Source organism: Pseudomonas sp. UBA5706 (assembly GCF_002419965.1).
Taxonomy (GTDB): domain Bacteria; phylum Pseudomonadota; class Gammaproteobacteria; order Pseudomonadales; family Pseudomonadaceae; genus Aquipseudomonas.
Genome location: NZ_DIHC01000031.1, coordinates 20341 through 45454 on the forward strand (window position 1 = coordinate 20341; position 25114 = coordinate 45454).

Here is a 25114-nt window from a genome sequence, read left to right on the forward strand (position 1 = left end):
GCGATCACGCAACCTCCCCGCCGGCGGCAATGTAATGCGCGATCAGGTCCTCGAACCTGTGCTCGCGCTGGCCGTAACCGGCACCTGGCAGACTCGCCCAAATATTTCGGCACTTCTGCACCGCCGATTCGATCGCGCCGTTCTTGATGTCCTCCAGCGCCCTGCGCTCTTTGATCAACTGGATTGCCCAGCGGTCCTGGCTGACGGGCGAGAAGTCGGGCAACCGCAGCTGAGCGCGGTAATGCACGTAATCCTTAAGCATGAACTGGTACCTGCCGGAGGCGTTCGAAGTCTGACCCGACTTACTGAAGACCTTCGACTTGCGCCCGTTCGCAAACGGGTGCGTGGTGTAATCGCTGAACAGCTCCAGTACCCCATCGGTACCGGTGACGATCACGTTGTAGCCGTCATCGGAACGGGCCAGATAATCAGCGCCAAGTTCTGACCAGGCGAGCATGTCCAAAAAAGCGAGCACGTTGCGACCACCAGCGGCCGTCTCGGAAATTCGAGCCATTCATTTTTCTCCGGGCGTAAAAAACCCCGAACGGGTCGGGGTTGAGGTGTAGTGCTTGGCGCCGCCTATTCGGACGCCGGCCCAGAAGAGCCAGGCCCGCCATCGTGCAACGCCTTCTGCTCGCAGGGCGCGGTACAGCACCGCGTCGGCCTCCTTGCGCGTGACTTCGCCGGTTGTGTAGAGCCAGTCATGCACGGTCGCCGCATAGTTGCCGTAGCCGGAGACCAGGGCGAACAGCACGAACAGGAAGACGTTGTGCAGCACCTTGATGCTGGCAAAGTCGGTGGTGAATCCGGTAGGCACGGTGATGACGCGCAGATCCTCATCGGCCAGCATCAGATCGGCGAGCAGGACATGCGTCCACTTGCCGATCTGCTCGGTCTTCAGAGTGGTCGTGAAGCGGCTCATGTCGGCAACTCCAGCGCCGGCAGACCGGAGAGGAAAGCGTCGAGATCCGGCTGCGGCTTCTCCCCGGCCAGCACCGCATTCAGATCGGTGTGCGCGTAATCCCATACCAGGCTGCGCCACCGCCGAAAGGCCTGGCCGTCTGCCTGGAACCGTGGCACGGCCGGTTCGTCGGCGTAGGAAATCGCGGTGAACAGGTTGTCATAGCCTCGCTGCCTAGCCGCCGCATCCAGCACCGTTTGAACCGCCGACTCATAGCGGGCGATAACGGCATCAACCGGCTCCTGAACAGCATTAGGTACAGGCGCCGAGGCCAGCTTCTCCCAGCCCGAACCCGTCCAGTGCGCGACTTGAGTGCCCGTCAACTTTGGCGGCTTCGTCGGCGTACTGCGCAATGGAAACGGCCCACCCTCATCGACTTCTTGATTGAGCACGTAGATGCCAGCTTCGTCCCAGACGTAGGCAATCATGCTACCTCCTTAGCTTTGATGTAGTTAGTTAGCCCTTTTGTGACAGGCAGGTCCGGTACCTTGAATAGCGTTGAGCTGTCGTAAGGGGTGACCGAGGAGGATTTTCGAGCCAACCCGCCGCTTAACGCCAAGAGGTCTGAGTTTTGCATCAGCAGCCCGGTGATTGACGCGTTAGAAGCGAAGCCGGTTTGAGAAGCACCAAGCTGTTGCCAACTGAGAGTGTTATCGGTGCTTCGGACAACCTTGCCCGACGCTAAACCTACGTACCACGCTCCGACCCCGTCGGTTGCGGCACTGTAGGCCGCATCCCCGTTTACGGCCGAGGTAGGGGCCGTTACCGTCGCCAGCGACCAGGTCAACCCCTTGTCGTAGCTTTTGCTGATGCCAGGAACATTTGTGCCAGAAGGCATCTGCCCTACCGCCACCCACAACCCTTTTTCATCGGTGATCAAGTCGGCGATTGTGCCTCCCTTGGTGACACCTCCTATGCTCCAATTAACGCCGTTGTCGGTGCTTCGAATGATGTTGGTACCGAATGTTCCAACCCAGCTACCTTGACGGTCCGTGCTCAATGCCGAGATATCAAAGGAAGAGCTGTTGCCCGCGTACACCTGTGTCCAGGTCACCCCATTATCGGCGCTACGGCGCAGGTACTGGGTTGAAGTGCCCACAATCCAGACACCGTTGCCATCTGCAGCCATGCTTGTGTAGAGGGCTGAGGGTAAATTCGCGACGTTGATGAGCGTCCAGGTCAATCCATTGTCCGTGCTGCGAGCGGCGTAGGTCATGCCTGCCGTTGAGCTGGTGTAAGCCGTGGCAATCCAGACACCTCGCTTATCGGTGTCGAAGGAATACATGCTATGGCTGGACGATCCGAGCGCGGCCGCCAGGCTGATGGCCGTCCACGTCAGACCGCCATCAGTGCTTCGGTACAGGGTGCTTGTCCCTGCACCTTTGCCAAGCATGACGCCGTCCTTTCCGACTTTGATTTTGGTAAGTACAAAGCCTGCGGCCGTCGATGAGTACGCCGCCCATGTGTCACCTGCAGTTGCACCAAGCAACCCAACCCTGGCGAAAAGCTCAGGGTAGGCGGCCTGCAAGTACAACCCACCGGTGAGTGGCAGAAACGTGCCATCAACAGAGCCTGCTGCCTGTAAAACCTCACCGACGCGATGACGAGGTCGCCACTGAATCGACGTGCCGTCATCGCTCACGGTGAACACGTAACCCTTCTTGTTTGTGTAAGACGCAATGCCCACCGCGGCCCGTGCGGCGTCTGCGATGATCTGGGCTTGATCCCTGATTGCGGCAGTCTGCTCCTTTACCTGACCAGCGGCGGCGACCTGCGCTTGCCCGTTAGTGGTGGCGAGTTGAGCTTGCTCCGCTGCAAACTGAACCTGTGCCTGGCCGTTGGCTGTAGCGAGGCGTGCCTGCTCGGCAGCCAATGTCACCTGAGCCTTCGCCAAATCGACCTGCGCCTTTGCAAGATCGACCTGCGCCTGGCCGCTTTCCGTGGCGGCGACCGCAGACTTGGCCGCCGCGACCTTTGAGTCGTTTGCAGCACTCGCCGCCTTCTGCGCGTCCATAGCGCTCTGGGCGGCGTCCTGACGGTAGCCATCAGCCGCATTAACCTGCCGCCCGATCCACGTGAGCGCGTAATTGACTTGAGGCACCATGGCCTGTTCGGCCTGAAGCGATGCGCCGACTTTGCCGTCAAACACGTCTTCTGGATCTGTAGGCAATGCCGGCGGCGGGAGTAGATCGATTGTTGGAAAAACCAGAGGATCTGCCATCAGCTGAGGCTCCTGACTTTAAGTGTGTATTGGCCGATGTCATAAGTCGGCAGACCGGTATCAAAGTCGTCGAATATCCCGACAATGACGGTGTAACTGAGGTCGCTCGACCCCACGTACAGCGAGGGGATGTCTTCGACGTCATCCAACACGCGCTGCATATTGGTTATCTCGTCGTCACCGATCAGGATCACCTGGTAGTCGATGGATCGGCGACGTCCCCGTTTGGTGAGCGTGATACTCCCGTCGAACTCATCCTTTAAGGTTGAATACTTCTTGCGGCCGAATGAGGTGCCGTAAACGGCGGTACCGATAGTTTTGGCCCAGCCGACGATCATCATCCCCACCTGAGCAATTCCCCCAGGAGCGTTGACGATTACCCGAATATCAGCATTGTTGAACGGCGGGAGATCGAATTCAGCGAGATTGTCTTTCGTCTTGAAGGGGCCAAAGTAATACTGGTAGTAACTTCCACCTGCTTTGCGCGACATGACAATTGTCTTGTCGTATACCGGCGCCGCAGTGCCTGGCACCGTCATGACGATGCGAACGGAAGTGGCTCGTACGCCTACCATGCCCAATGAATTTACCCGCTTCCCCGGACGTAGCGTCAAGTCAATGACTTCAGGGTAAGAGGTAAAGGTTCCAATCTTCCAGGTGCTACCGATGTTTTTGTTAAACATTCGGTATTTGTTCACCCAGCCGAGATTCAGCCACGCTGACGGTGATGCAGTATCGGTTACCGGATGACGATTATCGTTATCCACCACAGCTTCGTAGTTGATCCGATCAATCGTCACCCGATTACCGACTTTGTATTTTGCCAGCGGGTCGTAACTTGCGTAGTCCGCATCGGGCAAGTTACTCAGAACGAAACGTGCCGGGGTTATTTCAATCCCCGGCACCACCCTCATTTTTTCATCATTCATGCCAGGACCGCCTTTGAATCCACGGTGCCGATGACTTGCACCCCGCGATTTGCCAGATCGTCGGTGTGATCAGCTGTCAGCTTTATGTACTTGCTGATGTATTCGAAGTTGGTTTTCATCTCATCGCGCAGACCCCGCAGCTCAGAGACCGTAGCGGCATCGCCTCCAGACGTATCAGATAGCGATGACCTGGACCGATACGCCTGACTCGGCGCGCTGAAGTCCAGCACCGGCCCCCCCGTTGCGAACGCCGGGATCTGCAGCGCATTCATCTGATCGAGCAGACCGGTGCCATACGCCTGAACCGCAGCGGCTGTCATCACGTACTCGCCATTGGAAAGGCGGGCCAGAATGCTGTCGCTTGTGCCCGTTCCTGGTCCGCTGATGAGTCCGCCGGTTGCATAGCCGGCCTTGACGGCCTGCCCTGCCCCTTTGGCCGCATTGGCGATCGCCTGAGCCAACTGGTCATAGGTGATTGCGCCGCTCGCCAGTTGCCCCACCCAGTAGGCTTTGCCGGGCGCATCCGACGCCCTGCCGAGCACGTCGTTATAAACACTCTCGACCAGCGCGCCGTTGGTTGTAGGACTGGCGGCGGTCGCTTTCCCGCCTATACCCGCGAGGGCAGCCACCACCGAGGCGTTCATCGCGTTGATCGCGGCCGTAACCCCTAGAATGGAGTTGCCCACGCCATCCAGCGCATCCAGTTGCGACTGAGCAAATGCAAGCTGTGCGTCGAACTGGGCGGTCTGGGCGTCGTAGTTTTTCTTCGCCAGATCGAGCTGATCCTGCAGCGCCTTTACCGTTTTTTCGGCATTGGTGAGCTGCCGGCCGTTGAGCAAGTTCAGTTCGGCCACTACATTGGCTGTGCGACGTTGATCGCGGTTGAAATCCTCAAGCGACGAATACAAGTCGGTGCTGTTGCTCCCGACAGTATCCAACGCATCGGCCAAGCCGCTGAAATTTGCCAGCGAACCACCGGCGCGCGCTGTTGCCAGAGCGCTTTGCAGCGTGGCCTGCGCCTGACTGCGCAGCATCTTCACTGCTTCGTCGGAATCCCCACGCAACGCCTTGAGCGCCGCACCCAGGTCATTGCTGATACCAGTCAGGTCGGTGACTTTGGTATTGGCAGTGCTGAGCATGTCGTTCAGCGACGTAACCCGAGCGTTGTAAGCCTCAGTCACCAGTTTCTGCTGAGCAGATATGGAACGCTGCAAGGCGCTGAAGGCGTTGTTAGCACCCAGCATCAACGCATCCGTAATCTTCTGGGCGGCATCGGCCGCTGCCTGTTGAGCATCGAGCGAAGCTTGCTGCGCCTGCTGCGCCTGCTGAGCCTTCTGATCCAGCGTCGAATAGTACGAATCGGCATTGGTTGCCAGACCCACCAAGGTGGCAAACATCGCCTGACCCGCAGCAGTCGTGACGTCAATGTCCTTGACCATGTCTCGGTACGCAGTCCGGGTATCAGGCAGGTTTAGCCCCAAACCAGCAAACGCGTTTTTCAGGCTCTTCGTCAGATCAGCGAATTGCTCATCAGCGGTATAGAACTTCGAGTAGTAATTCCCTACCGCCGTATTGAGTGCATCAACTTTATCCTTCGCGGTCGCCGTGGTGGTGTCCAGGTCGGACATGGCTGCGATCATGCTCAATATCGAGTCAGATGCCATTAACCCGGTGTTGTCGAGTTTCAGGGTGTTGACGCCGATCAGCGACAGCGCATCGTTGACCCCATTAAAGCGAGTGAACACGCCTTCGATCGCTTTGATGACTTCGTCGGCGGTCGTGTCCCAACTGTTCGCAAAGTCGGTGAACTGGGCCTTGAAATAATCAGGCAGTGACTTCGAACTCACGATCGCCTTCGCGAGGAAGGTGCCCATGATGTCATCGTAGTTGTGCTGCAGGGCCTCGGCGGCATCGGCCGCATTGAATTGCTGATGAATGTTCAGATCGTCCAGGCCGCCGCCGTCGATGGTTGCACCGAAGGTGGTGGAGTACTTCCCGGACGTTTTGCGCACCTGCATCATGTCGTATGCATAAACATCTGCACCGTTGCCCAGCGCGTCGTAAAGCATTCCGAGCGTGCTGGTGAATTTCGCAACGGTTGCGTCCATCTGTGCATCGATACTCGCACCGTATTTAGGCGCCTTGGTCTGCCACCCCTGGACGATGCCGGCTGAGCTGTAAGACCCGTTTGAATAGGTGCCCTGCCCTGACGTGCTGAGGTCCGGGTATTTCTCGCCGCTGCCAAACAGCTTGCTCGACGCAAACGACCCAACGACGGCGCCGATTGCTGCGCCAATGGCAGTGCCGATCACGGGCACAACGGAGCCGATAGCAGCCCCCGCTGCAGCAAATCCTGCGGTAGTTGCGCCGCCTTTGAGGCCGTACTGCTGAAAGGAGCTGATGACCGAATAAACCGCCCCGACATAGCTCAACGTACTGCTGAGCGCAGACAAGCTCGATGACGCGTTGGCAGACGACACCCAACTGCCAAACTGGGCGCCGGTGTACCCTGCCTGCGACGCGCCCGCCGCGAGACTTGCCGCCGCATTGCTTGCGGTTGCCGATCCGGTGGTAAACGCGCTGGTAATGGTCGCACCCAGATAGTCCGCGCCGTTACTGAACGCACCCTGGATGCCGCCAAGAATACCGTCGCTACCCGACCAGCCCGACATGACCGCCTGACCGAATTTACTGCCGGCAACTGAAACGACGCTGCTGGCATTGTTGAGCAGGGAACTGATCCCACCGCCTCCTGCCGAGCCCGCATCTCCAAAAAGGCCGGTGGATTGCGCAGCGGCACCACCGATACCAAGTGCGCTCGCAAACTGCACGATGATGGGCTTGGTAATTGCCATGTGCAGCATCTCGGCCAGGAACTGCCGGAAACTGTCCTTGAGCGTGGTCATGAAGTTGCCGGACTTGCTCAGAATCGACTTCCACATGTCCGCGAAAGCACTGTCCACGCGATCCACAGCGCCTTCGGTGAACTGGCCCCATGCGGTGGCAGATGCCTGATTGTGCTGATACTCCAATCCAAGACGCTGCAGTGCGTCCCGGTAGGCGTCCGCACGTTCCGGGTACAGCTCCATGGCTTTGGTAAGCGCGTCCTGGTCTTGCGTGTAGTCCCGCAGCAGCTTGCTGGAGGGATACAGGCGATCAATGATGCTGCCAGCATCAGACGCCTGCTTGGCGACCTTTATCGCTTCCTGCTGCGCCTGGGTGGCATCCAGCAGCTGCTGATACTCCTGGCTGCCGACTTCGATATTCCGGCCAGCCAGCGCGACCTGCATTGCCTTCTGCACGTTGTACTGTTCGAGCGCAGCGGTACCTTCCAACGTCGCCTTGGCCTGGGCAAGCAGATCACTGGTTTCCTTGCCGAGGTCGTACGCCGCCTTGCTGACTGCCAACTGATCCTGCGCGTCCATCTGCGCCTTGATCTTCGACGTCACTTCGGCCCGAGCGCCTGCGCCCGTTTTGAGCAGCGCTTCTTCGACCTTTTGCTGCAGGGTGAATTCGCGGGTCTTATCGACGCCCGCCAGATAAGCTGCCGCCAAGCCAGTCGCCGACTGGATGGCGATATCAGCCTGCGCCTTGAGATCCGCCAGTGCCTTCTTGCGTGCATCCTCTTCCGAGGCTGCTTTTTTGGTTGCGGCCGTTGCGGCGTTAGTTGCCTCGGTGGCCTTTTTCTCAGCTTCTTTCTGAGCGTCGATGGCCTTGGCGCGGTCGCGGATTTTCGCCGAAAGAGCGCTTTCTACCGGGATTTTGTTCTCGGTGATAAAGGTGTTGGCTTGCTCTACCGCCGTTTTGTCCTGAAGCTTTGTAAGCTGCTGGTCCAGCGTACCGAGGTATTTGTTCGCCGCCTCGTTGGCAACCTGGTCAGCATCAGCCTTGTCTTGCGTTGGCTTTACGGTCGCGCCCATCTCCTGCCGGTAGGCCGACACTCGATCCTTCAGTTGCCCGGTCTTGACGTCGAGCGTGCTGACTTGCCCCGCCGCCTCACGCAGGCTGCGCATGCCCTCCTCAGGAACATGAAAGCGCTTCTGGATGTCATCCAGCGTATCCGAGAAGCCCTTACCCGAGTTGCGAGCTGTTTCGAACTCGCCGGCGATCCGGGTACCCACCGTACTGCCCAGTACCTGACGGGTAGTTTTGAGGAAGTCGCTGTAAGCGTCCCCCGCCTCGCCTGCCGCCTGTTCCTGCTGCCGCAGCGCAGTGACGATCGTCGCTTGCTGCTGATCCTTGGTCAGCGCCTGGAACTCTTTGCGCAGCTCGGCAATTGGACGCTTGAGATCTTCAAGGCTGGCACCGGCATCCTTGGCATTGCCGCCCATCGTGAGAAAGGCGATACCGGCGCCGACAGCCAACGCCGCAAGCCCGGCAGGACCGCCCAGCAGCGCAAGAACCTCACCCGACGCAGCCTTCAGCCCAGCCTGAGCAACCGCCACCTGTGCGGTTGCGTTACGCTCGGCCATCCGGGCCTCGGCCAATTGCAGCGACAGTTGGGTCTGCACTGCGGTACCGCGTGCGGATACGGCTTCCTTCTCCGCAAGGACCACCGCTGTCTGCGCGGCTTGCTGGTTCGCCAACGCGACTTCAACTGCGCTCGCTGCTTGAGCGATGTTGGCCGTTCTCGCCGTAACGCTTGCCGCCGTGCTGCTCGCGAGACTGCTCAAATAGCCAGCGAACGATGCGGCGACTTTACCGCCCATGACCACGGCCAGCACATTGAAGTGCTCGACCAGAAAGCCCACGGCAGAGCCGATGGTTTCCAGGGCACCGTCATCAGACATGGCCGTCAGCCGCTGCGTGACGCTTTCAATGCTCGGCAGCAAGCCGACGACCAACTGGCGAGCAGCACCGTCGAATGATCCTTCCAGATTCTTGAACGCGACATTGGACTGCACCAGGCGATCAACCTGAAAGTCACTCAGGATCCGTCCTGTCCGTTCTGCCTGATCACCGAACTGCTGAAACCCGGCACCGTTATTTTTCAACAGCGGTATCAGGCCGGTAGCCTCATCAGCCATGGCCTCCATGTAGGTGGTCATCTGCTGCTGGGTCAAACCTGCTTTTTCAAGCGAGTTGTAATACAGCTGCAAGGCCTCTGGACCAGAGAGCTTGGCAAACTGCTGGGCAGTGACTCCAACGCGCGGCGCGATCTCTTTGAAGAAATCCGACATCTCGCCGCCGCCGCGCTGGATGAACTCACCCACCCGGTCGTTGGTGTCTTTGAAGATGTCGGACAGCTTGTCTTGCTCAATGCCGACTGTCTTTGCGCCGGCTGCAAGGCGCTGAAAAGTCGATACGGAGGTGTTCGACAAAGCCGCGAGGTTCTTGATCTCCTGGGCATACTCAGAGGTCTTGACCGTGATCGCGACCAACCCCGCAACCGACGCCGCCGCCGCGATCCCAATGCCCGTAAAAGCGCTACTGACGGCTTTCTGCAGCACACTGGCATTGGCTTCGGTTCGGTCAAACGCCTTGTCTACCCGCCCCAGGCTGGAGTCGATTTTGTCAGCAGCCTGAGCCACCGAAGACTCCCCGCGCGCGATCTCCTGCCGTAACTGGGCAGTGGTGGCCTCGATTCGGACCAGCATGCCCTGAACGTCGGCGTCAGCCATTTCCCTTCCTCCAGGCGTAAAAAAACCCGCCGAAGCGGGTGTGACAGGCAACTACAGAGACGAGCCTTTGCGGCTCATTGCGGCGACTCGAAACCCCATCTTCACTTCCTTGGCAACGCGGCCAGCCTCTGGCTTTTCCGAAGGTTTGCCAAAGGGGTTGGTGTCGATCAGGAACTGCCGCCTGGTTTCCCACGCGATCAGGATCTCAATGACTGGTGTGTTCCAGGCTTCAGTCGCCGTCCAGCCGAGCCAGCCGGTCGCCATCTTGAAAAGGTCGTCGACGTAGCTGCCGTTGCCTTCGCGGGCTACACGTTTCCCGATTCAGCCTCGGCTTCCAGTTCGGCTTCGGTTTTGCCGGCTGGGTTGAGCAGCGCCTTAAGGAAAGGGATCACCTGAGTGCCCACTGCATCGACCCCACCTTCGTAAACGGCCTCTTCAACCGCCTCGAGTTCTTTGCGCTTGTTGGTATCGATGCTCGAACCTGCAGCGATGACGAAGGCGATGCCGCCCAGATGAGCGGAGCCGACCGCGCTCATGGCGGGCAGCAAGCCGCCGAAACGGTTTTCGATTGCGCGCACGGCACGCAGCGACGGTTTCAGCGTGTAGGTGGTGGAACCTGTGGTGACTTCGATGGTGCCGTGATTGGTCTTGGACATGGATGCTCTCTCGATTCAAGGGATACAAAAACGCCCCTTAAGCGGGGCGTATAAGCGGGGTTGGGTGACGATTACGCGCCAGGCAGGGCTTCGTAGATATCCGAGTTGATGCCCAGGGTTACCTTGCGCATCAGCACACCCGCGACCGTGATGCCGGACTTCTTGTTGCTCATGACCTTGGCTGCGAAATAGTCGGTCTCGCCGTCGACATACACGACCTTGATCGGGTAGTCATAACGCGAGCGATCGAGGAAGGCCTCGACGAGCTTTAGCTGACCGGCGTCGCCGGAGTCGAAACCGATGCTGACCTCACACGACCCTGCATCGGCGAGACCTTTGAGGTGCTTGGCTCGACCCGACGCGAGCGGCGAGAAGCTGACATCGCCAATGGTGTCGCCGTAATCGCCGATGCCATCGACTTCGCCGACTTCGACATACGTCAGGCCGGCCAGCAGCGTCAGCGCAGCGGCATGATCTTTTGGAAGGTCGGCAGTCAGGCGCGGACCGATGTAGATCCGCGTCTCGGCGCCAGTATTGATAGACATGGGGAGTCCTCCTGGGGACAGGTGAATAAGCCGCGCTGCGGCGAAGGTATTGGGTTTAATGTTCGGTCAGGACGCGCAGCGTGACGCTGCCCTGATACGTCACGCCATCAGAATCCCGCTGGGCTTGCTTGCGCTCGACGCGGATGGAGACCACCCGGCCCATTTCAAGCGGAAGGTCGCGCTGATGAAGCGCTGCGTCGATCTCGCCCAAGATCCGCTTGACCTGCTCCTGACCTTTGAAGTCGCTCCAGACGGTCAGGTAAAACAACCGCGTGTCACGGCGTTTAGCCAGGATGTCGCTCGGGATGGAAATCTCTGAATCAAGCGACACATACGGCTTTGCCTGGTCCATGGGCGCGCCGTCAAACACAGGACAGGTCAACTCAGCTTCAAGCCGGGCAAACAGCGCAACCTGCAGCGCGAAGGAGGGATCAGCCATCGGTCACCCCTTCGCTTGCGCGCCTGAGCGTGTTGCTGACCGCCGCCCGAATGTGCGCCAGGATGATCTCCCGGTTGACGTCGTACGCGGGGCGCAACCAAGGGTGTGCGGGACGTGCCGGGATGTCGGGGTATTTGCCGAAGAAGTTCGAGCCATCCGATTTATTGGTGACCCGCTTCGTACGCCCGCCCGAGCGCTTGCCCTCGGTGTACGCTTTGGTGCCGTACTCGATAAAGCGCAGGTAAAAGTAACGCTTGTTCGCCTTCTTGCCGCGCAGGCCGATCTGAGCGTCCAGACCGCTTTTGGCGACGAAGGCCGTCAGCGCCGCAGCACCCTCCCCTGTGTCTTTGGGAATCAGCTCCTGCATGGTTGCCAGCACTGTGTCAGCCGCCTTTTGCATCGCAGGACGAAGCTCGTTATCGATGTTCTGATGGATGTTGCGCAGGGTCTTGCGCAACTTGAAGTCACCGGACAGACGAGAGCGCCGGCCCACGATTATTCACCTTCAGCGGGCTTACGCTTCGCTGCAGGTTTGCCATCCACTTGCTCAGCGACCTTACGCTCGATCAGCTCCTGAGCCTTTTCGTCTGGCACCTCGAAATCTTCGCCCTTTTCGACCTTGAGGCTCGGCCCGGAGAGGTTCGCCAATGCACGTAATTTCATGGGTTGTTTCCTTCGTTATGGGTTTGGAACATTGGAGCAAAGCAGCCGGAGCATCACGCGGCCGGCATCGGGCAGAGCTGCTTCGATCAGGTACGTGGTGTCGCCGCACCTTATGCGCATACCGGCCACGATGGTTTTACGGAAACGCACGCGGATTTCAGCGGTGACCACCGCCGTCAGCTGATCGGCCACCGCTGCTATGCGCCCTGTAGGGATGGTGATTTCGGCCCACACCTTGCCGACGTCTGTCCAGGTGACGGAAGAGCCACCGCCTGGACGCTTCACCGTTTCCGACTTCAGTAGCGAACAACGACGATCCAGCGGACCTACTCGCATATCAGAACCTCGGTGGCACGGTGATCGGGGCCAACAATGTGTCGAGCATCGACGACGGCAGTTCAGCGAGGATGGTGCCGACCACCAACGTCTCCCGGTTTTCATGCGCCGTGGCCGCCTGCATCAGCAACCAAGTGCGCACCGACGGGTAGACGCCGAGGTCGGTACCGGCCTGGTAGCGAATCAGCAAGTCACCGCCCGGACGCCCGTCGGGGAAGTACAGGAAGCTTTCCCGGCCCCGATTGCGCAGGTGATGCGCAACGTCCAGTGGGTCGACGGCACCGTCGTCCCGAATGCGGCCGATGGAAACGATGGCCGTGGCCTGGCCGACATCGAGCGCATGTCCCGAACCGTAGTGCGCGGGCCACTCTTCTTCGTATTCGGCCAGTTGGATACCGGCGCCGGTGCGCTCTTCAGCCTGCGCGGTGACGCCGGGAATGATCAGACCCTCGATCAGCTCCGGTACCGTGTCCTCCGGATCCAGGCGGCACTGATAGGCCACCTGTTCCAGCTTCAGTACCGGCTCACCGATGTACGCAATGCGCCGGGCCATGCTTACGGCTTCTCGTCTTTGGTGTCAGTGTCCGAGTCGGTGCTCTTGCTCTCGTCCACGTCTTTGACAGGCGAAGTGCCAAGCCCCTTGTCGGTTGCCGACGTATCCGATTTGGTGCCGGTACCGGATTTCTTGCCCTTCTTGTACGCCTCCGCAACGTCCGACTTGATCAGGTCTTCAGCTCGCTCAGCTTCAAATCCCGCCGTTTCACCCACGCCGTAGCCGCGCCACGACTTCAGGAACGTGACGATAGTTGGTTTGCTCATGGTTGTTTCCTCAAAGACCGGCCCCGTGATTCGAGGCCGGTAATTACATGCCTGCGCCCCACTTCACCTTGATGCCGACCACGATGCTTTCGACGTGACGCGGGCCAAAGTCATGCTTGGCAATCACCCGCACGAGTGTCTGGTCACGCTGGAAGGTGCTGATCATGTTGCCGCTGGCATCCTTGTAGGAGGCCTCTTTGCTGAAATCGATGACCAGATCCATGTCCTCGCCAATCATGCAGTCAGCGAAGTTGACGAAATAGATTTCCGACTCGTCGCCGTTTTCGCCCAGGTTGACCGGGATCTGGTTACTCAGGCCGACCTTGTAGCCTTTGAGCATGCCCTGCTCGATCTCCGGGTACGCCTTGTTGCCGTTGCCGTCACGCAGCGATTGCAACCAGCGAATGGTGCGCGGCGCCATCAGCCAGCCGCAGGACTTCATCTGCACGTTGGCCGTTTCGACGCGCAGCATCATGCCGCCGAGGAACAGATCGATCTTTTCCAGCGTGAGGTTGGCAACATCAGGGGCAGTGACCAGATTCTGAGCCAGAGCCCAGTAACGTGCGCCCTTGGGCGCCAAGCCGTTATCACCGTCCGAGCGGATAAAATGCAGGTCTTCGGAAAGACCCATGCTGACGGTCAGATCATTGGCGACCAACTGATCCACGCGCTGGTTGACGCCCGACATCCGCAGCAGGTCGTTCGACACCGGCACCAGAGCAGCGGCCTTTTTTGCCGACAGCTTGGTATCGCCGAACGTCATGCCGGTCAGCGGGATGTCTTGCTCGGTACCGATGTAGGTCACCACCGTGTTGCCGGTGATACGCGGCATCGTGAGATTGCCGTTGTTCAGTGGTAGGCTGGTCACACCCATGCTGCGCATGATCGAAGTCGGACGCAGCGCCTCGATCACTTCGGAGGCGAAATTCTCCGGGACCAGCACGCCGCCCGCGCCTGGCGTGACGGTGGACAGCGCCATTTCGATATCGCCGCCATAGCCACCGGACTTTGCCAGTTGTGCGGCTTGGTGCTGATTGCCTTGGGCAGCCGCCAGCAGCCGGACCATCTGGGCCATCTTCGCGCCTGCAACCGGCTTGGCGCTGTATGGGCCTTCAATGCGTCCGGCAGGTGGGCTGGTAATACCCTGGGCACTTTCATTGAGCGGGACCGCTGTCGCTGCTGCCAGACGTTCGGCGGTTTCGGCACGGGCGAGCCGATCTGTCAGCGCGTTGAACTGGGCTTCCAGATCTGCGAACTGGGTTAGCTGTTCGGCAGTCAGTGCGCCGCCGCCCGTCTCGATCTTCGCCAGCGCCTGAATCGAGGCGTTCAGCGCGGCGCGTTCGCTTCGCAATTGAGTTACAAGGGACATGTTGCCTCCTGGGCATAAAAAAACCCGCCGAAGCGGGTTGTTGGTAACTGCCGCGAACGCGGTCAGAGTCGTGCTTGAATGTTCATGGCCGATGCCCGAAGGCCGATCCGGCTGCCCTGTCGCTGCATCCGGCTCTGCGCCACAGCGCGAGACAGATCATCCACCGCGTCTTGCGGGCTTTGAAGGCGATCAGCCAGGCCCGCTGCAATGCCAGCCTTGCCGCGATACAACCCGGCCTCGGTTGCCCGGACGGCCTCGATGCTCAGCCCGCGATAGTCGGCCACTGCGCTGGTAAACAGCTGATAGCTTTCCTGCACCAGCTCCTCAAGAAAGCGCATTGACTGCTCCGTCAGTGGCTCGTTAGGACTGAGGTCGTTTTTATGCGCACCGGCGTAAACCGTGGTGACTTTCACCCCGGCGTTTTCCTGCTGTTTGGAGCGGTCCATGTGGCTGGCAATCACCCCGATGGAACCCACCCCGCTGGTCTGACTGACCACCAGTTCGCTGCAGGCTGAGCCGATCAGGTAGCCACCGCTGTAGGCCATGAAGTTGACGATGCCGGTGATGGGCTTGATCTGTGCCATGGCCCGAATGTCTGCCGCGAGTTCAAAAGCCCCCACCGCAGAACCGCCCGGCGTATCAATGTCCAGTACCACGCGCTCGACCATTGGGTCAGCGACCGCCTGGCGCAGCTGCTGCCGCAAGCCTTCGTAACTGGTCATGGTTTCGCAGGCATTGATGTGAGCACCGCGGCTGACCAGAAAGCCGTGCACGGGCAGCACTTGCACGCCGGTAGATTCGAGTGCAGCGCGCTCGCGCTCGGCCTGCATGTTGGCCCGATCATCCGCCTCGCCGTCATAGAACCCAAGGTTCGCGGCGCCGGAAGGAGCCAGGTTGATGATGTTGAGGTTCATTGCCTGGTTCGCCCAGCGCACGCCCAGATCGAGCATGTCAGGGGTCAGCAGCAATGGTTGATTGAACAGCAGCCCGGACGCCCGGAGGTGATGTTTCATTGTGCAAGCATCCTTTCGATATCGCGCTGTTGCAGCTCCAGCTGCGCCCGCACTTTTGGATCGTTGAGGTCGGGCTGTCCCTTGCCCGCGCCGACCATGTTCAGCGGCTGCAGGTAAACATCGCCGGCGACAACCGGGGGCATGTTCTCCAGCCGCCGGATGTCGTTGACCGACAGCCAGCCCCATTGCCGGCCAATGGCGTAAGACTCGTACCGGCTTTTCTGGTCGCCGCGCAGCAGGCCGGCCATGTTGAATTCGATGAAGTAATCGCGCCGGTCCTGCTCCAGCAGGAAGTCGCGCATCATCGATTGCTCATGACGCTTGACCCAAGGCAGCAGGCCGAACACCACGAACTGAATCAGCAACTGTTCGATCGTGTTGTAGTTGGCCTTGTCGAGGTCGTTGACCATCGGCAGCGGGATCTTGTAAATCCGCGCGCAGTCGACACCCGACAGCTTGAGGATGTCGACGATCTCGGCGTCTACGTTGGTCATTGATACCGGTTTGAAGGTCATGCCCTCCTGCAGCATGGCGACCTTCTTGGCGTTGTCCATGCCGCCGAACTTGTTACCCCACTGGTCCAGGACGCGATCAATCGATCCTTGGTCCTTGATCGACGGCGCTTCACGCGGGCGCTCGATCACACCCGATACGGTCACGCCGTTGGCAAACGACTTGCCGGTGTACTGCCGCACTGCCTGGGCCAGGCCGACCGCTTCAGCGTGCAGCATGATCGGCGACAGCCCTTCGTAGAAATTGTGGGACTGCCAACGCACATGGTGGACCAGCCGCATGGGCAAGCGATCTTCGAATGTGCCGACCTGGTAATACGGCAGCATATCGCCGCCCTTGTAGATCGTTACCTTGTCGTTATGGATCGGCCAGAGCGCAGCCACGTTGCCGTCGTCGCGTCGATCAATAAAGCTGTAGCTGTTGCCCCGCAGACCCGCCGCCATCTGGCTGCCTTCGCGATGCTCGTAAGGCGTCTGGAAAGCGTTCGGCTGATAGCGCAGCACGTCATACAGCGGATGGTTGATCGCCGCGTCCCGCTGACCGTTACCGGTACGGCGGTACAGCTCAAGCGGCAACTGCGCGATGCTCTCGGCCAGCAGCGTGACGCAGTTCTGAATGATCGGCACGGCTAACGCTGATTCTGCCGTGACCGGCGAACCGGTGCTATTTCGTCCGGATCCGATGATGCTGCGCCAGACGCCGCCGCCGGGATTTGATACGGCAGTCTGGGTTGAGCCGCGTTGTTTGCTGAAGAACATCAACCACCCCCGTCATGCGCAGGGGCTGGACCGGCTGCTGCCTTGTCCGCAAGGTAGGACCACAGCAGCAAGCTGACACCGGCCACAATGAACGCCGTTGGCACGCTGAGCATCGCCACGCCGGTAACAAGCAGGCCGAAGCCCGCCAGCCCGGCGAACCAGGCTAACAGTTCGAGAAATTTCATATGCCTGCACCTTCGTCGTAGATTGATTTGCTGCTGCCTTCGATGGCCGTGCCGCTGATCCCGGTCGCCATCAACGCCGCAACGATGCCGTCAATGCGTCCGGTCGCCTTGGCCTTATCGGCTTTGCGGTTGTTGGCCGGGTCGCAGACGATCACAGCGTTGCCCGCGCACCAGGTCATCACCGGGTTGCCATCGTGGCGCAGTGTCTCGACATCCGGGATCTCGCTGATGACCTCAAAGTCGTCAGAGCTCAGTTCGGTAAATTCGCCCTGGTCCGGCTCAGCGGCCCGCGCTGGCAGCCCGAGCAGCCTGCGTTCGAACTCATCCACCGCTGGCCCCATCTCCTTGAAGCCCTGACCGAACGGCACCATCTCCGGCAACTCAATGTCATGCTCGATCATCAGTTGCTTAAGGTCTTCGATCCGCCAACGGTCGTACCCGATCTTGCGTACGTCGAAGTACGCGCAGATGGTCTGCAGCCGTCGCAGTACGTGCAGCTTGCTGATGGCCCGACCGGGCGTGGTTTCCAGATCGCCGTTCTTGATCCACAGCGCATACGGCACCTTGTCGCGTTTTTCGCGTTCTGCCAGGTCGTGGTCAGGAATCCAAAAGTAGGGCAGCAGGCGCCAGTGCGGGTCCGCTACCGTGGGGTAGAACAGCAGCACGAACGACGTCAGGTCGGTGGTGCTGGACAGGTCGAGACCCGCCACACAGGGTCGGTCACGCAGCAGTCGCATGCGCACCTTATCTTCTGCCTGGCTCCAGACCTCCCACGAAATCCAAGGCGACTCGGCCTGCGTCCACTGACAAAAGTTCAGGCGACGAATCACCGACTCCTGCGCTGGCAGACCGCGTGCCGACTGGACCTGTTCGCGCAGATACTTGCGGCCAGGGATTCCGTCGGTTTGCCCTTCTGCAATGAAGTCGAGCGACGGGTTCACCTTGGGCCAGCAGCTTTCATCCTTGAGCGGATCGTCGCCTTCATCCAGGGAGCAGATGAACGCGAAAAAGCTGTCATCATGCTCCTGGCCCGAGCAGATGCGAACACCCAATTCGTGGTACTGACCGCAGACGGTCTTCTTGTCCGATCCGCTGTTGGTGATCATCACCACCATCGCCTTGCGCCGGTTCTTGGTACCGGCCCGCATCATGTTCACGGTGGTCGCGTTCTTGTGTTCGTGCAGCTCGTCCAGCAGACCGATGTGCGGACGTGGGCCGGACTGGCCTTCGTCAGCACTGATCGGCTTGAAGAACGATTTTGTGTTCGGGTAGTAGAGGTTCCAGACCTTCTCGTTTCGACCCGACTGCACGACGCGGCTCGCCATGTGAGGCGACATGTTCACCATGCTGACTGCATCGCGGAACAGGATCATGGCCTGATCGTGCTTCGTCGCGGCAGCGTAGATTTCGGCGCGGTTTTCATCGTCTGCCGCCAGACCGTACAGACCGATGCCAGCCACAAGTGGGCTTTTCCCCGACCCTTTGCCTGTTTCGATATAGGCCAGCCGGAAGCGGCGATAGCCGTCTTCCGTCATCCAGCCGAAGAGGCAGCCCACAACGAAGGCTTGCCACGGCGCGAGGAAAAACGGCATCCCCTCATATTCGCCGCCATTGAGGCAAAGCACTTCCTCGAAAAATCCTATCGCCCGATCAGCGGCTTCCTGAACCCAGATCAACCCACGTTCCGGGCCGTGCTCGATGTCGCGCAGGTGTCGGGCGCATGCATTACGAACATCCGGGCCTGCAACGATTTCACCCGCCAGGACGGCATGGGCGAAGGCCGCCACCCGGTCAACTGAAGTATCGAGCTGCGGCGTCTCGTTGCTCATTGGGGAAAAGCTCACCTTGTGGCGCCGGGGCCGTTTTCAGATTGCGGCGGGCCATGGGCGAAAACCCGAACTGCGCGCCAGCGGCGTTCGCGCGTTTTTCGGCGTCGTTCGCCAACTGCCGCAGGACGTGCATTTGCTGCGCGCCAGTCTTGAAGGTCTGGATATCGCCGCCGAGATCGTCAGCGGAATCCGCGTTGCGCTTTGCGATCAGCCGCTGATAACGGAGCCAGTCCGCGTAAGCCTGGCAATACGTCGCCAGTGCCATCTGGTCCAGAGTGGAAATCAACCCCAGCGCCGTGAGGTCTGGAACCAGACGTTCCCATTCCGCGACCGCGTCGTCGCTGAGCACATCGGGCATCGGCGGCGCCGCCACTGGAACAGCCGGTGCCTTCACTTCGTTGATCAGTTCATCGAAGCTCTTCTTGCTACGGTTGCCCTGCAAGATATGCACTGACGCGGGCTTGCCAGCGCGCCCGGAATTTCCATTTCCCGCCATGTCTCACCTCATAAATTCGATACCCCCCCCCTCCCATTTTTCCCGCATTTTGCGAACGAAGGGCGAGAGGCGGTCTAGTGTTGGATAGGTAGAAACTTTTTTGCCCCCCTCCCCATAGCTGTTTGCTATCGCACCAAATCGGTGCAGGAGGCGCGAATTTCCTAGCTCAGCCCCGATTCCAGTGATGGTTCGGGTCCAGAGGTCGCCCAGACTCATTGCAGCCAACCATTCGCCCGGATTTCTCCAGCCGCTGCTTGGTAGAGTCATGGCACAGCTTGCAGAGCGGCTGCCAATTGCTCTCATTCCAGAACAATTTCCACGCTGTCTTGATGCGTAAGGCATCGCCGCTCGCCTTGGCGTCTTTCAATCGGGGCGCAACCTTGTGGTCAACGATGACTGCCGCAACTGGACGTAGGTCGGTCGAGCACATGCAGCAGAGGGGATGTTCCCGAAGAAACGCATCGCGGGACTTCTGCCAGCGATAGCCATAACCGCGCGCGGCACTGCTGGTTCGATCTGGACTTGTCATCAACTGATCTTCCAGACCCGAGCCAGGTTGCCGCCGCTCTGGTAAACAGAGCCAACGAACACGGCGAGTATTGCCACCAGCGGCCAGGACTGGGCTGGCATCACCAGCAGCCCTTTGGTGATGAACATCATTGCAGCGCCTGCATTCACCATGACCAACCACGCGAGGCAACTAATATTGCGCCGAAAGCGCGTGCCTTTGCGGCGAAACGTAAACAGCCGCATGAACAGACCAAGGCACAGCCAGAACGTGGCCTGAGTGAGGATTGCGGGAATCAACGGATTATCCATCCTGACCTCCAGGCTGTTCGGCGCCGAGCTTGCCCCGGCGCTTGATCGCAGCGAGTGCAACGGTCACCACCAGCACCGCCGCCCCGAACGCTGCAGGCCCCGAATACTTGAAAGGCCGAATGCCCCATATCTCGAAGTCCACCAGGGCAGGCGCGAACAGATAGCCCATAACGAAGGACACCAGAAAGAAGACCCCGCGCTTCCAGACAGGCAACTCCTCGGTGGTCGTAAAGAACACCAAAGCGCCCGCTAGCGCCCCAACGGCAGCAAGGGTATCGACCCCCGTCACAACACCGGCCAAACCGGCACCAGCTGCACCGGCCACTACGACAGAAGCGGTCGTGCTCGCTGGCTCGGCCATAGTCGTACTCCAATGCAGCTACCCAACCGGGCGGAAAAAGAAAACCCCGCCGAAGCGGGGTTGATGACGGCCTGGGGTTGGCCGGGTAACGCTGCACAGCACTGTGCTCAATGGGCGATCAACCTAAGCGGTTCTCGCATATCGTGGTGACTTTTTACGCTGCTCCGGAAAGACCGAAAAGAGCCTTTTTTCGGTACGACCAAATGTGACCAGAATGCGACCACGATACGACCACAATGCGACAACATGCCCGGACGAACGGTCATTCAGCGCCTATCCGGGTGCTTGCTACGCGCAGGTGTGTGTTCTGCTGTTTTGCGGGGGGATAGCCCCGATTGCTACCGCTGCGCATGGTGAGGATCAACAGCACCTGCTGATGAAGGCGCGCCACCCAGTTGCGGTAGGTTCGATCTGCACCTTCAGCAATACCGATCTCGCGCATCTGTTCGCGAACCGCCACTTGATGCACGTACCTGTATCGAGCCAGCTTCGCCAACGCTTGCCCTTTCTTACCATCACGATCCAGCTTGGCGACAGCCGCGTCGATTTCGCTGGACGCGTGGTCCATCCCAGCCCCACCGGAAATGATGCGGGAGCCTGGAACGCCACGCGGCGCGCAGCCCTTCCATTGCATAATCGAACCCATCTGGCTGCCAATACCGGCGCCGAGGCCGTGCTGCCGATGCTGCTCTCCCCAATGCACCATCAGCTCGTCGATTTCCTTAATCATCCCCAAATCCCCCTGCAAACCAAACCCAACACAGAAAACAAGCAACCCAACACAAACCCAACACACAAAAAGTCTTTTAAATTCAGTCTATTGAACGATGTTGTGTTGAGTGTGTTGGGTTTGTCGGCTTTTTCAGGTCTCGCATGGGAAAAATTTAGCTCCCGTGAATTGCTGAAAATAATCTGCGCACACACGCCCGCGCGCGCGTAAACCCAACACACCCAACACACTTGTCTACAGGCCACGGTTTCAGGGCGTCCAACCTGTGTCGAGTTACGAAAACCGACCCAACACACACCTGACACACCCAACACACTTTCGAGGGTTCTCATGCGGCCACCGCCTTGACGTGGTCCCACGCATCCACGTTCCACCCTGCGAGCCTCGCACTGGCCCGCCAGGCGTCGACGGTCTTGCCCAGGTCGGCTGCTTTGAGCGATGGGGCGAGGGAAGCATCCGGGTCATCAGGAAAGAAGAAGGCGCCGAACTTGCGGTCATTGCGCTCTGTCCAGGGCAAAGATCGGGACTTTTCAACTTCGGAACTCAGGAACAGCGAAAACTTCGTCTGGCTCATCGCATGCTCCTTGTTGCGCTGACACCATTCGATGAACAGCGCGTACAGGTCGCTGGTGAGGCACACACCCCACAGACCCCGCCCCAGTTCGTTCAGCTTCCACAGCTGCAGGAACGTTTGCCATCCGGCCCGACTGAGAGCGACCAATCGCTCACGTGCCGTTGTGCTCGGAGGTCGAGTGCGCTGGTTGAAGTCACCGAGGTCAACGCGTAGCAGCCACGCGTACAACGCTGCGACCCCACCGTTTTCCAGCTCAAGGCCTATGGCTTTCTGTCTGGCGACCGGCAGCGTATCCATGGGCCACATGACCAACATCCGCCGGTCGCTTTCACTGATCGGCCAAGGCAGGATTTCGTTACTCAGGAACACGGCATTCATGTGGTTGGATTCTTCCCAGCCATTGATGAACTTCGACTCCATACGCACCGTCTTGCCGGTAACCAGATGCTTGATCTTCCCGACCTGGTTGTACCGCTGATCACGGCTGACCACCTCTTCGAACACAGCCCACAGCTTGCGGCTTTGCCAGGCGTTGAAGTTGCTTTCCAGCTGGGTCTGCCCGACCGTTGCAGCGTACTGGCCGTACAGAGCGCCGAAGGTATCGGCAAAAAGCAGACTCTTGCCCGAGCCCTCCATGGTTGAGTGCATCAGCACGGCGGTATCCATCTTCGCACCCAAATGCTGGAGTGGGTAAGCCAGCCAGCGCGTTAGCCATTCGGTTGCGCCTTCGTCATGGTTGCAAAGAAACGAGATCAGCCAACGCAGGTTTGCGCAGGCGGAATCGTCGCTGACAGGTTCAAGCGGTAACCCCTCGAACGTGTTGATGTAAACACTCGGGTCTTTGGTCATGGTCGGATCGAACACGATGTGGTCCACGTCGACCACCCGACGATCTGCGCTGTTCAGCCAGAGCGCGTATGCATCGCCTAAAGCCATCTTGACCGCGCCTTCCGGAACTCGGCGTTTCTTCTCCCGATCCCAAACGTCTTTGGTGCCATCGATGTAGACGTAACGTTCGACGGGGGGCATCCCCATCACACCGCCCTTCTTACCCGCCATCTTTCGAGCTTGCTCGATTTCCCGAACCTGATCATCCGCAATCAGCTTCTTGCCGGTGAAGTCGAGCCATTCCTTTGCCAACGCCTTACCTACCAGCGCCTCGAAAGCGGACTTTTTCATCGCCCGCGACTTGTCCGTATCCCAAACGTGGGTGGTCCCTTCAACCAGCGCAAACCGCCGGTGCATCTGATCAAGAGTAAGCCCCTCCCCCGGCCCCCCGTCTGGAGTAGGAGCCGCCTCTGGCACCGGCGTTGGCTCGGCCTGGGCGGAGGATGGGGCCGGGGGAAGATCTGGCGTAACCGAACGCGCAGTCTGCATGCCCAACATGCGGGCAGCTTCTTTGACCGCGCGCGACTGATCGCCGCCATGCTCAAGCAGGCAGTAAACCTCGAACGCATCGTTCTGATGACCGTTTGCGAGAGGGTCAGCGCCGTGGTGCGAGTACACCTTTCCATCGGTAAGGGTGATACCTGGAAGCCCGGTGCTGCTTTGTGCATACAGCCATTTGCTACCGCGCTTGATATACCCATGAGCGCCCAGCAGTTCCTCGACGTCATGGCAGCGGTTGAACTCGTCGATCACCGATGGCTGTTTACCGGAAACGGATGGCGAGCGTGCGGGAGCCTTTGCTTTCGGCGTTGGGGCTTTAGGCGCCCATGGACATGCGGCCTCTGCATCGCGCTTGAAGATGTCCCAACCACGCCAGATATTCAGCAGGTCATCCGTCAACACCGGGAGACCTTCGGCAGAAGGCGGCGTGCGCCAGGTATAGGGCTTGCCAGTACCGGGATGAATCGAAGGCGGCAGCACATCCTGCACCAAGCCTGCGCGCAATTCGAACACAGTGACACGCGCATACTGCTGGGCTTCGACGCGGTACAGCTTCTCCCGCGCAGTATCACCGGCATCCTTGGCAGTGTTCGCTTTCATAATGAGCGACTTGTGCTTCGACCCATCGGGGTCGTTCGGGTTAGGCCAAGCCAGCGAATGACGTGTCAGGTCGAGGCCGTCAGGGACCGCGAACAGAACCCGGAAACGTGCAGGGTTACCGACCACAGTCGGATACGCCTCGGCGATTGCGTCCAGGTCCATGCCAAGCAAGTCAGCGAAGATTTGACGCGAATACTCGACATCATCGACGTCCAACGAGCAGACACGACTCGGCCCGAGCACGACCCCCATATTGTGCTCGGGGTGAGAACTCCAGAACGCCTCGGCTTGCGCCGGGTCGGTGATGTACCCACCCGGCTTGTTCCAGCCAAGCCCCTTGGGCGCCTTTTCTCCCGGTTCGATAGAAACCAAAGCAAGGTTGAAGGTTTCGATGTAACGACGAGCCCATGTTGCGGTACTGCTTGGGTTCGAACGCTCGGTCATCTCCGGCGCTCCCGCACCGTCTGGCAGCTGACACACGTCTGGCAACCCGGCACCTTTTGCTGCCGCAGGAGCGGGATGGGGTCATCGCAGTCTTCACAGAACTCAGCACTGGCACGTACTACCACCGCTGCCCGACGTTGTAGCGCGACATCTAACAGGTATTGCGCCTGATCGTTTGCGATATCAGCGACGTCAGCCATTGTGCCGATCCTCCATCGCTTTGCGCGCACCGGCCATGATGCCCAGCACCTCGCGGATAACATCAGCCCCGTGTTTTTCGAGGTCAATTACCTCATGCAACTCCCAGATGTTGTCCGCCGCACCGTCGTGCATCTTCTCAACGAACTCGCCGGTCTCCCCCAGCAGCTTGCCCACCGCCAGGAGCGCTTCCTTCGTCGCGTCCACAGGCACTGGCCGATACCACACTGCACCCGCTGGTCGAACCAGTGCGTCGAGCAACCGTGGATCCGCCGTCAACCTGATGACCTCTTCAAGTTCATCGGGCGTCAGCCAGCGGCGCTCTTCATCCAGTTTGAGTTTCTTCTGCAGGGCGTCGTTCTCGATCACCATTTCGAAGGCCAGGGCAGTGACACCGCCCTTGTAGTCACGCCCGGCGCGGTAAAGCGCTTGGCGCAAAGAAAGAACCGGACCAGCGTCCGGTAAAAGATCAGAGCGACTCATAACCGTAAAAACCTCTTTTACGGTGTAGCCATAGAAACGGGCACGCCCTATCCTACGACCACGACCGATGTGCTGTGCTAAACGTGCTGTGCGGCACGCATGTCGTTCGAGCCGACCAGGCGAATCTTGTGGTGAGAGGACCTGGTCGGCGGATCTCCAGCGC

The 25114-nt window shown here is 59.5% G+C and carries 28 protein-coding genes; all 28 read right to left on the minus strand.

What is annotated here, in order from left to right; genetic code table 11:
• Positions 1-4: 4 nt before the first annotated feature.
• Entirely contained in the window at positions 5-514 is a 510-nt protein-coding gene (locus tag B3I26_RS14230; protein WP_296258451.1) for a glycoside hydrolase family 104 protein, read from the minus strand.
• A complete protein-coding gene (locus tag B3I26_RS14235) occupies positions 515-922 on the minus strand; it encodes a DUF1353 domain-containing protein (protein WP_296258452.1) in 408 nt (135 codons plus the stop codon).
• Complete coding sequence (locus B3I26_RS14240) at positions 919-1389, minus strand: hypothetical protein (RefSeq protein WP_296258454.1); 471 nt, start codon at positions 1387-1389, stop codon at positions 919-921. The genes B3I26_RS14235 and B3I26_RS14240 overlap by 4 nt, the downstream gene beginning before the upstream one ends.
• Complete coding sequence (locus B3I26_RS14245; protein WP_296258455.1) at positions 1386-3182, minus strand: hypothetical protein; 1797 nt, start codon at positions 3180-3182, stop codon at positions 1386-1388. The genes B3I26_RS14240 and B3I26_RS14245 overlap by 4 nt, the downstream gene beginning before the upstream one ends.
• On the minus strand, positions 3182-4111 hold the full coding sequence (locus B3I26_RS14250; RefSeq protein ID WP_296258456.1) for a hypothetical protein: 930 nt from the start codon (positions 4109-4111) through the stop codon (positions 3182-3184). The genes B3I26_RS14245 and B3I26_RS14250 overlap by 1 nt, the downstream gene beginning before the upstream one ends.
• Positions 4108-9732 (minus strand): DUF4214 domain-containing protein, encoded by a 5625-nt coding sequence (locus B3I26_RS14255; RefSeq protein ID WP_296258457.1) that lies wholly within the window; start codon positions 9730-9732, stop codon positions 4108-4110. Before B3I26_RS14255 ends, B3I26_RS14250 begins: the two co-directional genes overlap by 4 nt.
• 51 nt (positions 9733-9783) lie before the next feature.
• On the minus strand, positions 9784-9996 hold the full coding sequence (locus B3I26_RS14260; protein ID WP_296258458.1) for a hypothetical protein: 213 nt from the start codon (positions 9994-9996) through the stop codon (positions 9784-9786).
• Positions 9997-10037: 41 nt separating this feature from the next.
• A complete protein-coding gene (locus tag B3I26_RS14265) occupies positions 10038-10388 on the minus strand; it encodes a hypothetical protein (RefSeq protein ID WP_296258459.1) in 351 nt (116 codons plus the stop codon).
• A gap of 71 nt (positions 10389-10459) precedes the next feature.
• Positions 10460-10933 carry a hypothetical protein gene (locus B3I26_RS14270; RefSeq protein ID WP_296258460.1) on the minus strand — a complete coding sequence of 158 codons (474 nt, stop codon included), beginning with the start codon at positions 10931-10933 and terminating at the stop codon, positions 10460-10462.
• A gap of 55 nt (positions 10934-10988) precedes the next feature.
• Positions 10989-11372, minus strand: coding sequence for a DUF3168 domain-containing protein (locus B3I26_RS14275; RefSeq protein WP_296258461.1), 384 nt, complete (start codon positions 11370-11372; stop codon positions 10989-10991).
• Complete coding sequence (locus B3I26_RS14280; RefSeq protein WP_296258462.1) at positions 11365-11865, minus strand: HK97-gp10 family putative phage morphogenesis protein; 501 nt, start codon at positions 11863-11865, stop codon at positions 11365-11367. The genes B3I26_RS14275 and B3I26_RS14280 overlap by 8 nt, the downstream gene beginning before the upstream one ends.
• Before the next feature lie 2 nt (positions 11866-11867).
• Positions 11868-12035 (minus strand): hypothetical protein, encoded by a 168-nt coding sequence (locus tag B3I26_RS14285; protein ID WP_296258463.1) that lies wholly within the window; start codon positions 12033-12035, stop codon positions 11868-11870.
• Between the two features lie 15 nt (positions 12036-12050).
• Positions 12051-12371, minus strand: coding sequence for a phage head closure protein (locus tag B3I26_RS14290; protein WP_296258465.1), 321 nt, complete (start codon positions 12369-12371; stop codon positions 12051-12053).
• A gap of 1 nt (position 12372) precedes the next feature.
• Positions 12373-12924: a hypothetical protein gene (locus B3I26_RS14295; protein WP_296258466.1), complete on the minus strand. Its 552-nt coding sequence runs from the start codon at positions 12922-12924 to the stop codon at positions 12373-12375.
• A 2-nt stretch (positions 12925-12926) separates the two neighbouring features.
• A complete protein-coding gene (locus B3I26_RS14300; protein ID WP_296258467.1) occupies positions 12927-13190 on the minus strand; it encodes a hypothetical protein in 264 nt (87 codons plus the stop codon).
• Positions 13191-13233: 43 nt separating this feature from the next.
• Positions 13234-14559, minus strand: coding sequence for a phage major capsid protein (locus B3I26_RS14305; RefSeq protein ID WP_296258468.1), 1326 nt, complete (start codon positions 14557-14559; stop codon positions 13234-13236).
• 62 nt (positions 14560-14621) lie between these two features.
• Positions 14622-15572 (minus strand): S49 family peptidase, encoded by a 951-nt coding sequence (locus B3I26_RS14310; RefSeq protein ID WP_296258469.1) that lies wholly within the window; start codon positions 15570-15572, stop codon positions 14622-14624.
• Entirely contained in the window at positions 15569-16843 is a 1275-nt protein-coding gene (locus B3I26_RS14315) for a phage portal protein (protein WP_296258470.1), read from the minus strand. Before B3I26_RS14315 ends, B3I26_RS14310 begins: the two co-directional genes overlap by 4 nt.
• A complete protein-coding gene (locus tag B3I26_RS14320) occupies positions 16843-17028 on the minus strand; it encodes a hypothetical protein (RefSeq protein WP_296258471.1) in 186 nt (61 codons plus the stop codon). Before B3I26_RS14320 ends, B3I26_RS14315 begins: the two co-directional genes overlap by 1 nt.
• The gene (locus tag B3I26_RS14325) at positions 17025-18857 is read right to left on the minus strand and encodes a terminase large subunit (RefSeq protein WP_296258472.1); all 1833 of its coding nucleotides are present in this window, start codon (positions 18855-18857) and stop codon (positions 17025-17027) included. The genes B3I26_RS14320 and B3I26_RS14325 overlap by 4 nt, the downstream gene beginning before the upstream one ends.
• On the minus strand, positions 18820-19353 hold the full coding sequence (locus B3I26_RS14330) for a phage terminase small subunit P27 family (protein ID WP_296258473.1): 534 nt from the start codon (positions 19351-19353) through the stop codon (positions 18820-18822). The genes B3I26_RS14325 and B3I26_RS14330 overlap by 38 nt, the downstream gene beginning before the upstream one ends.
• A 166-nt stretch (positions 19354-19519) precedes the next feature.
• Positions 19520-19882 (minus strand): HNH endonuclease, encoded by a 363-nt coding sequence (locus B3I26_RS14335; RefSeq protein WP_296258475.1) that lies wholly within the window; start codon positions 19880-19882, stop codon positions 19520-19522.
• The gene (locus B3I26_RS14340; RefSeq protein ID WP_296258477.1) at positions 19882-20172 is read right to left on the minus strand and encodes a phage holin family protein; all 291 of its coding nucleotides are present in this window, start codon (positions 20170-20172) and stop codon (positions 19882-19884) included. The genes B3I26_RS14335 and B3I26_RS14340 overlap by 1 nt, the downstream gene beginning before the upstream one ends.
• Positions 20165-20533: a putative holin gene (locus B3I26_RS14345; protein ID WP_296258478.1), complete on the minus strand. Its 369-nt coding sequence runs from the start codon at positions 20531-20533 to the stop codon at positions 20165-20167. The genes B3I26_RS14340 and B3I26_RS14345 overlap by 8 nt, the downstream gene beginning before the upstream one ends.
• 262 nt (positions 20534-20795) lie before the next feature.
• Positions 20796-21263, minus strand: a complete 468-nt coding sequence (locus B3I26_RS14350) for a hypothetical protein (protein ID WP_296258646.1) — start codon at positions 21261-21263, stop codon at positions 20796-20798.
• A 328-nt stretch (positions 21264-21591) separates the two neighbouring features.
• Entirely contained in the window at positions 21592-24270 is a 2679-nt protein-coding gene (locus B3I26_RS14355) for a bifunctional DNA primase/polymerase (protein ID WP_296258479.1), read from the minus strand.
• Entirely contained in the window at positions 24267-24470 is a 204-nt protein-coding gene (locus B3I26_RS14360) for a TraR/DksA C4-type zinc finger protein (protein WP_296258481.1), read from the minus strand. The genes B3I26_RS14355 and B3I26_RS14360 overlap by 4 nt, the downstream gene beginning before the upstream one ends.
• Positions 24463-24951 carry a phage regulatory CII family protein gene (locus tag B3I26_RS14365; RefSeq protein ID WP_296258483.1) on the minus strand — a complete coding sequence of 163 codons (489 nt, stop codon included), beginning with the start codon at positions 24949-24951 and terminating at the stop codon, positions 24463-24465. Before B3I26_RS14365 ends, B3I26_RS14360 begins: the two co-directional genes overlap by 8 nt.
• Positions 24952-25114 lie beyond the last annotated feature (163 nt).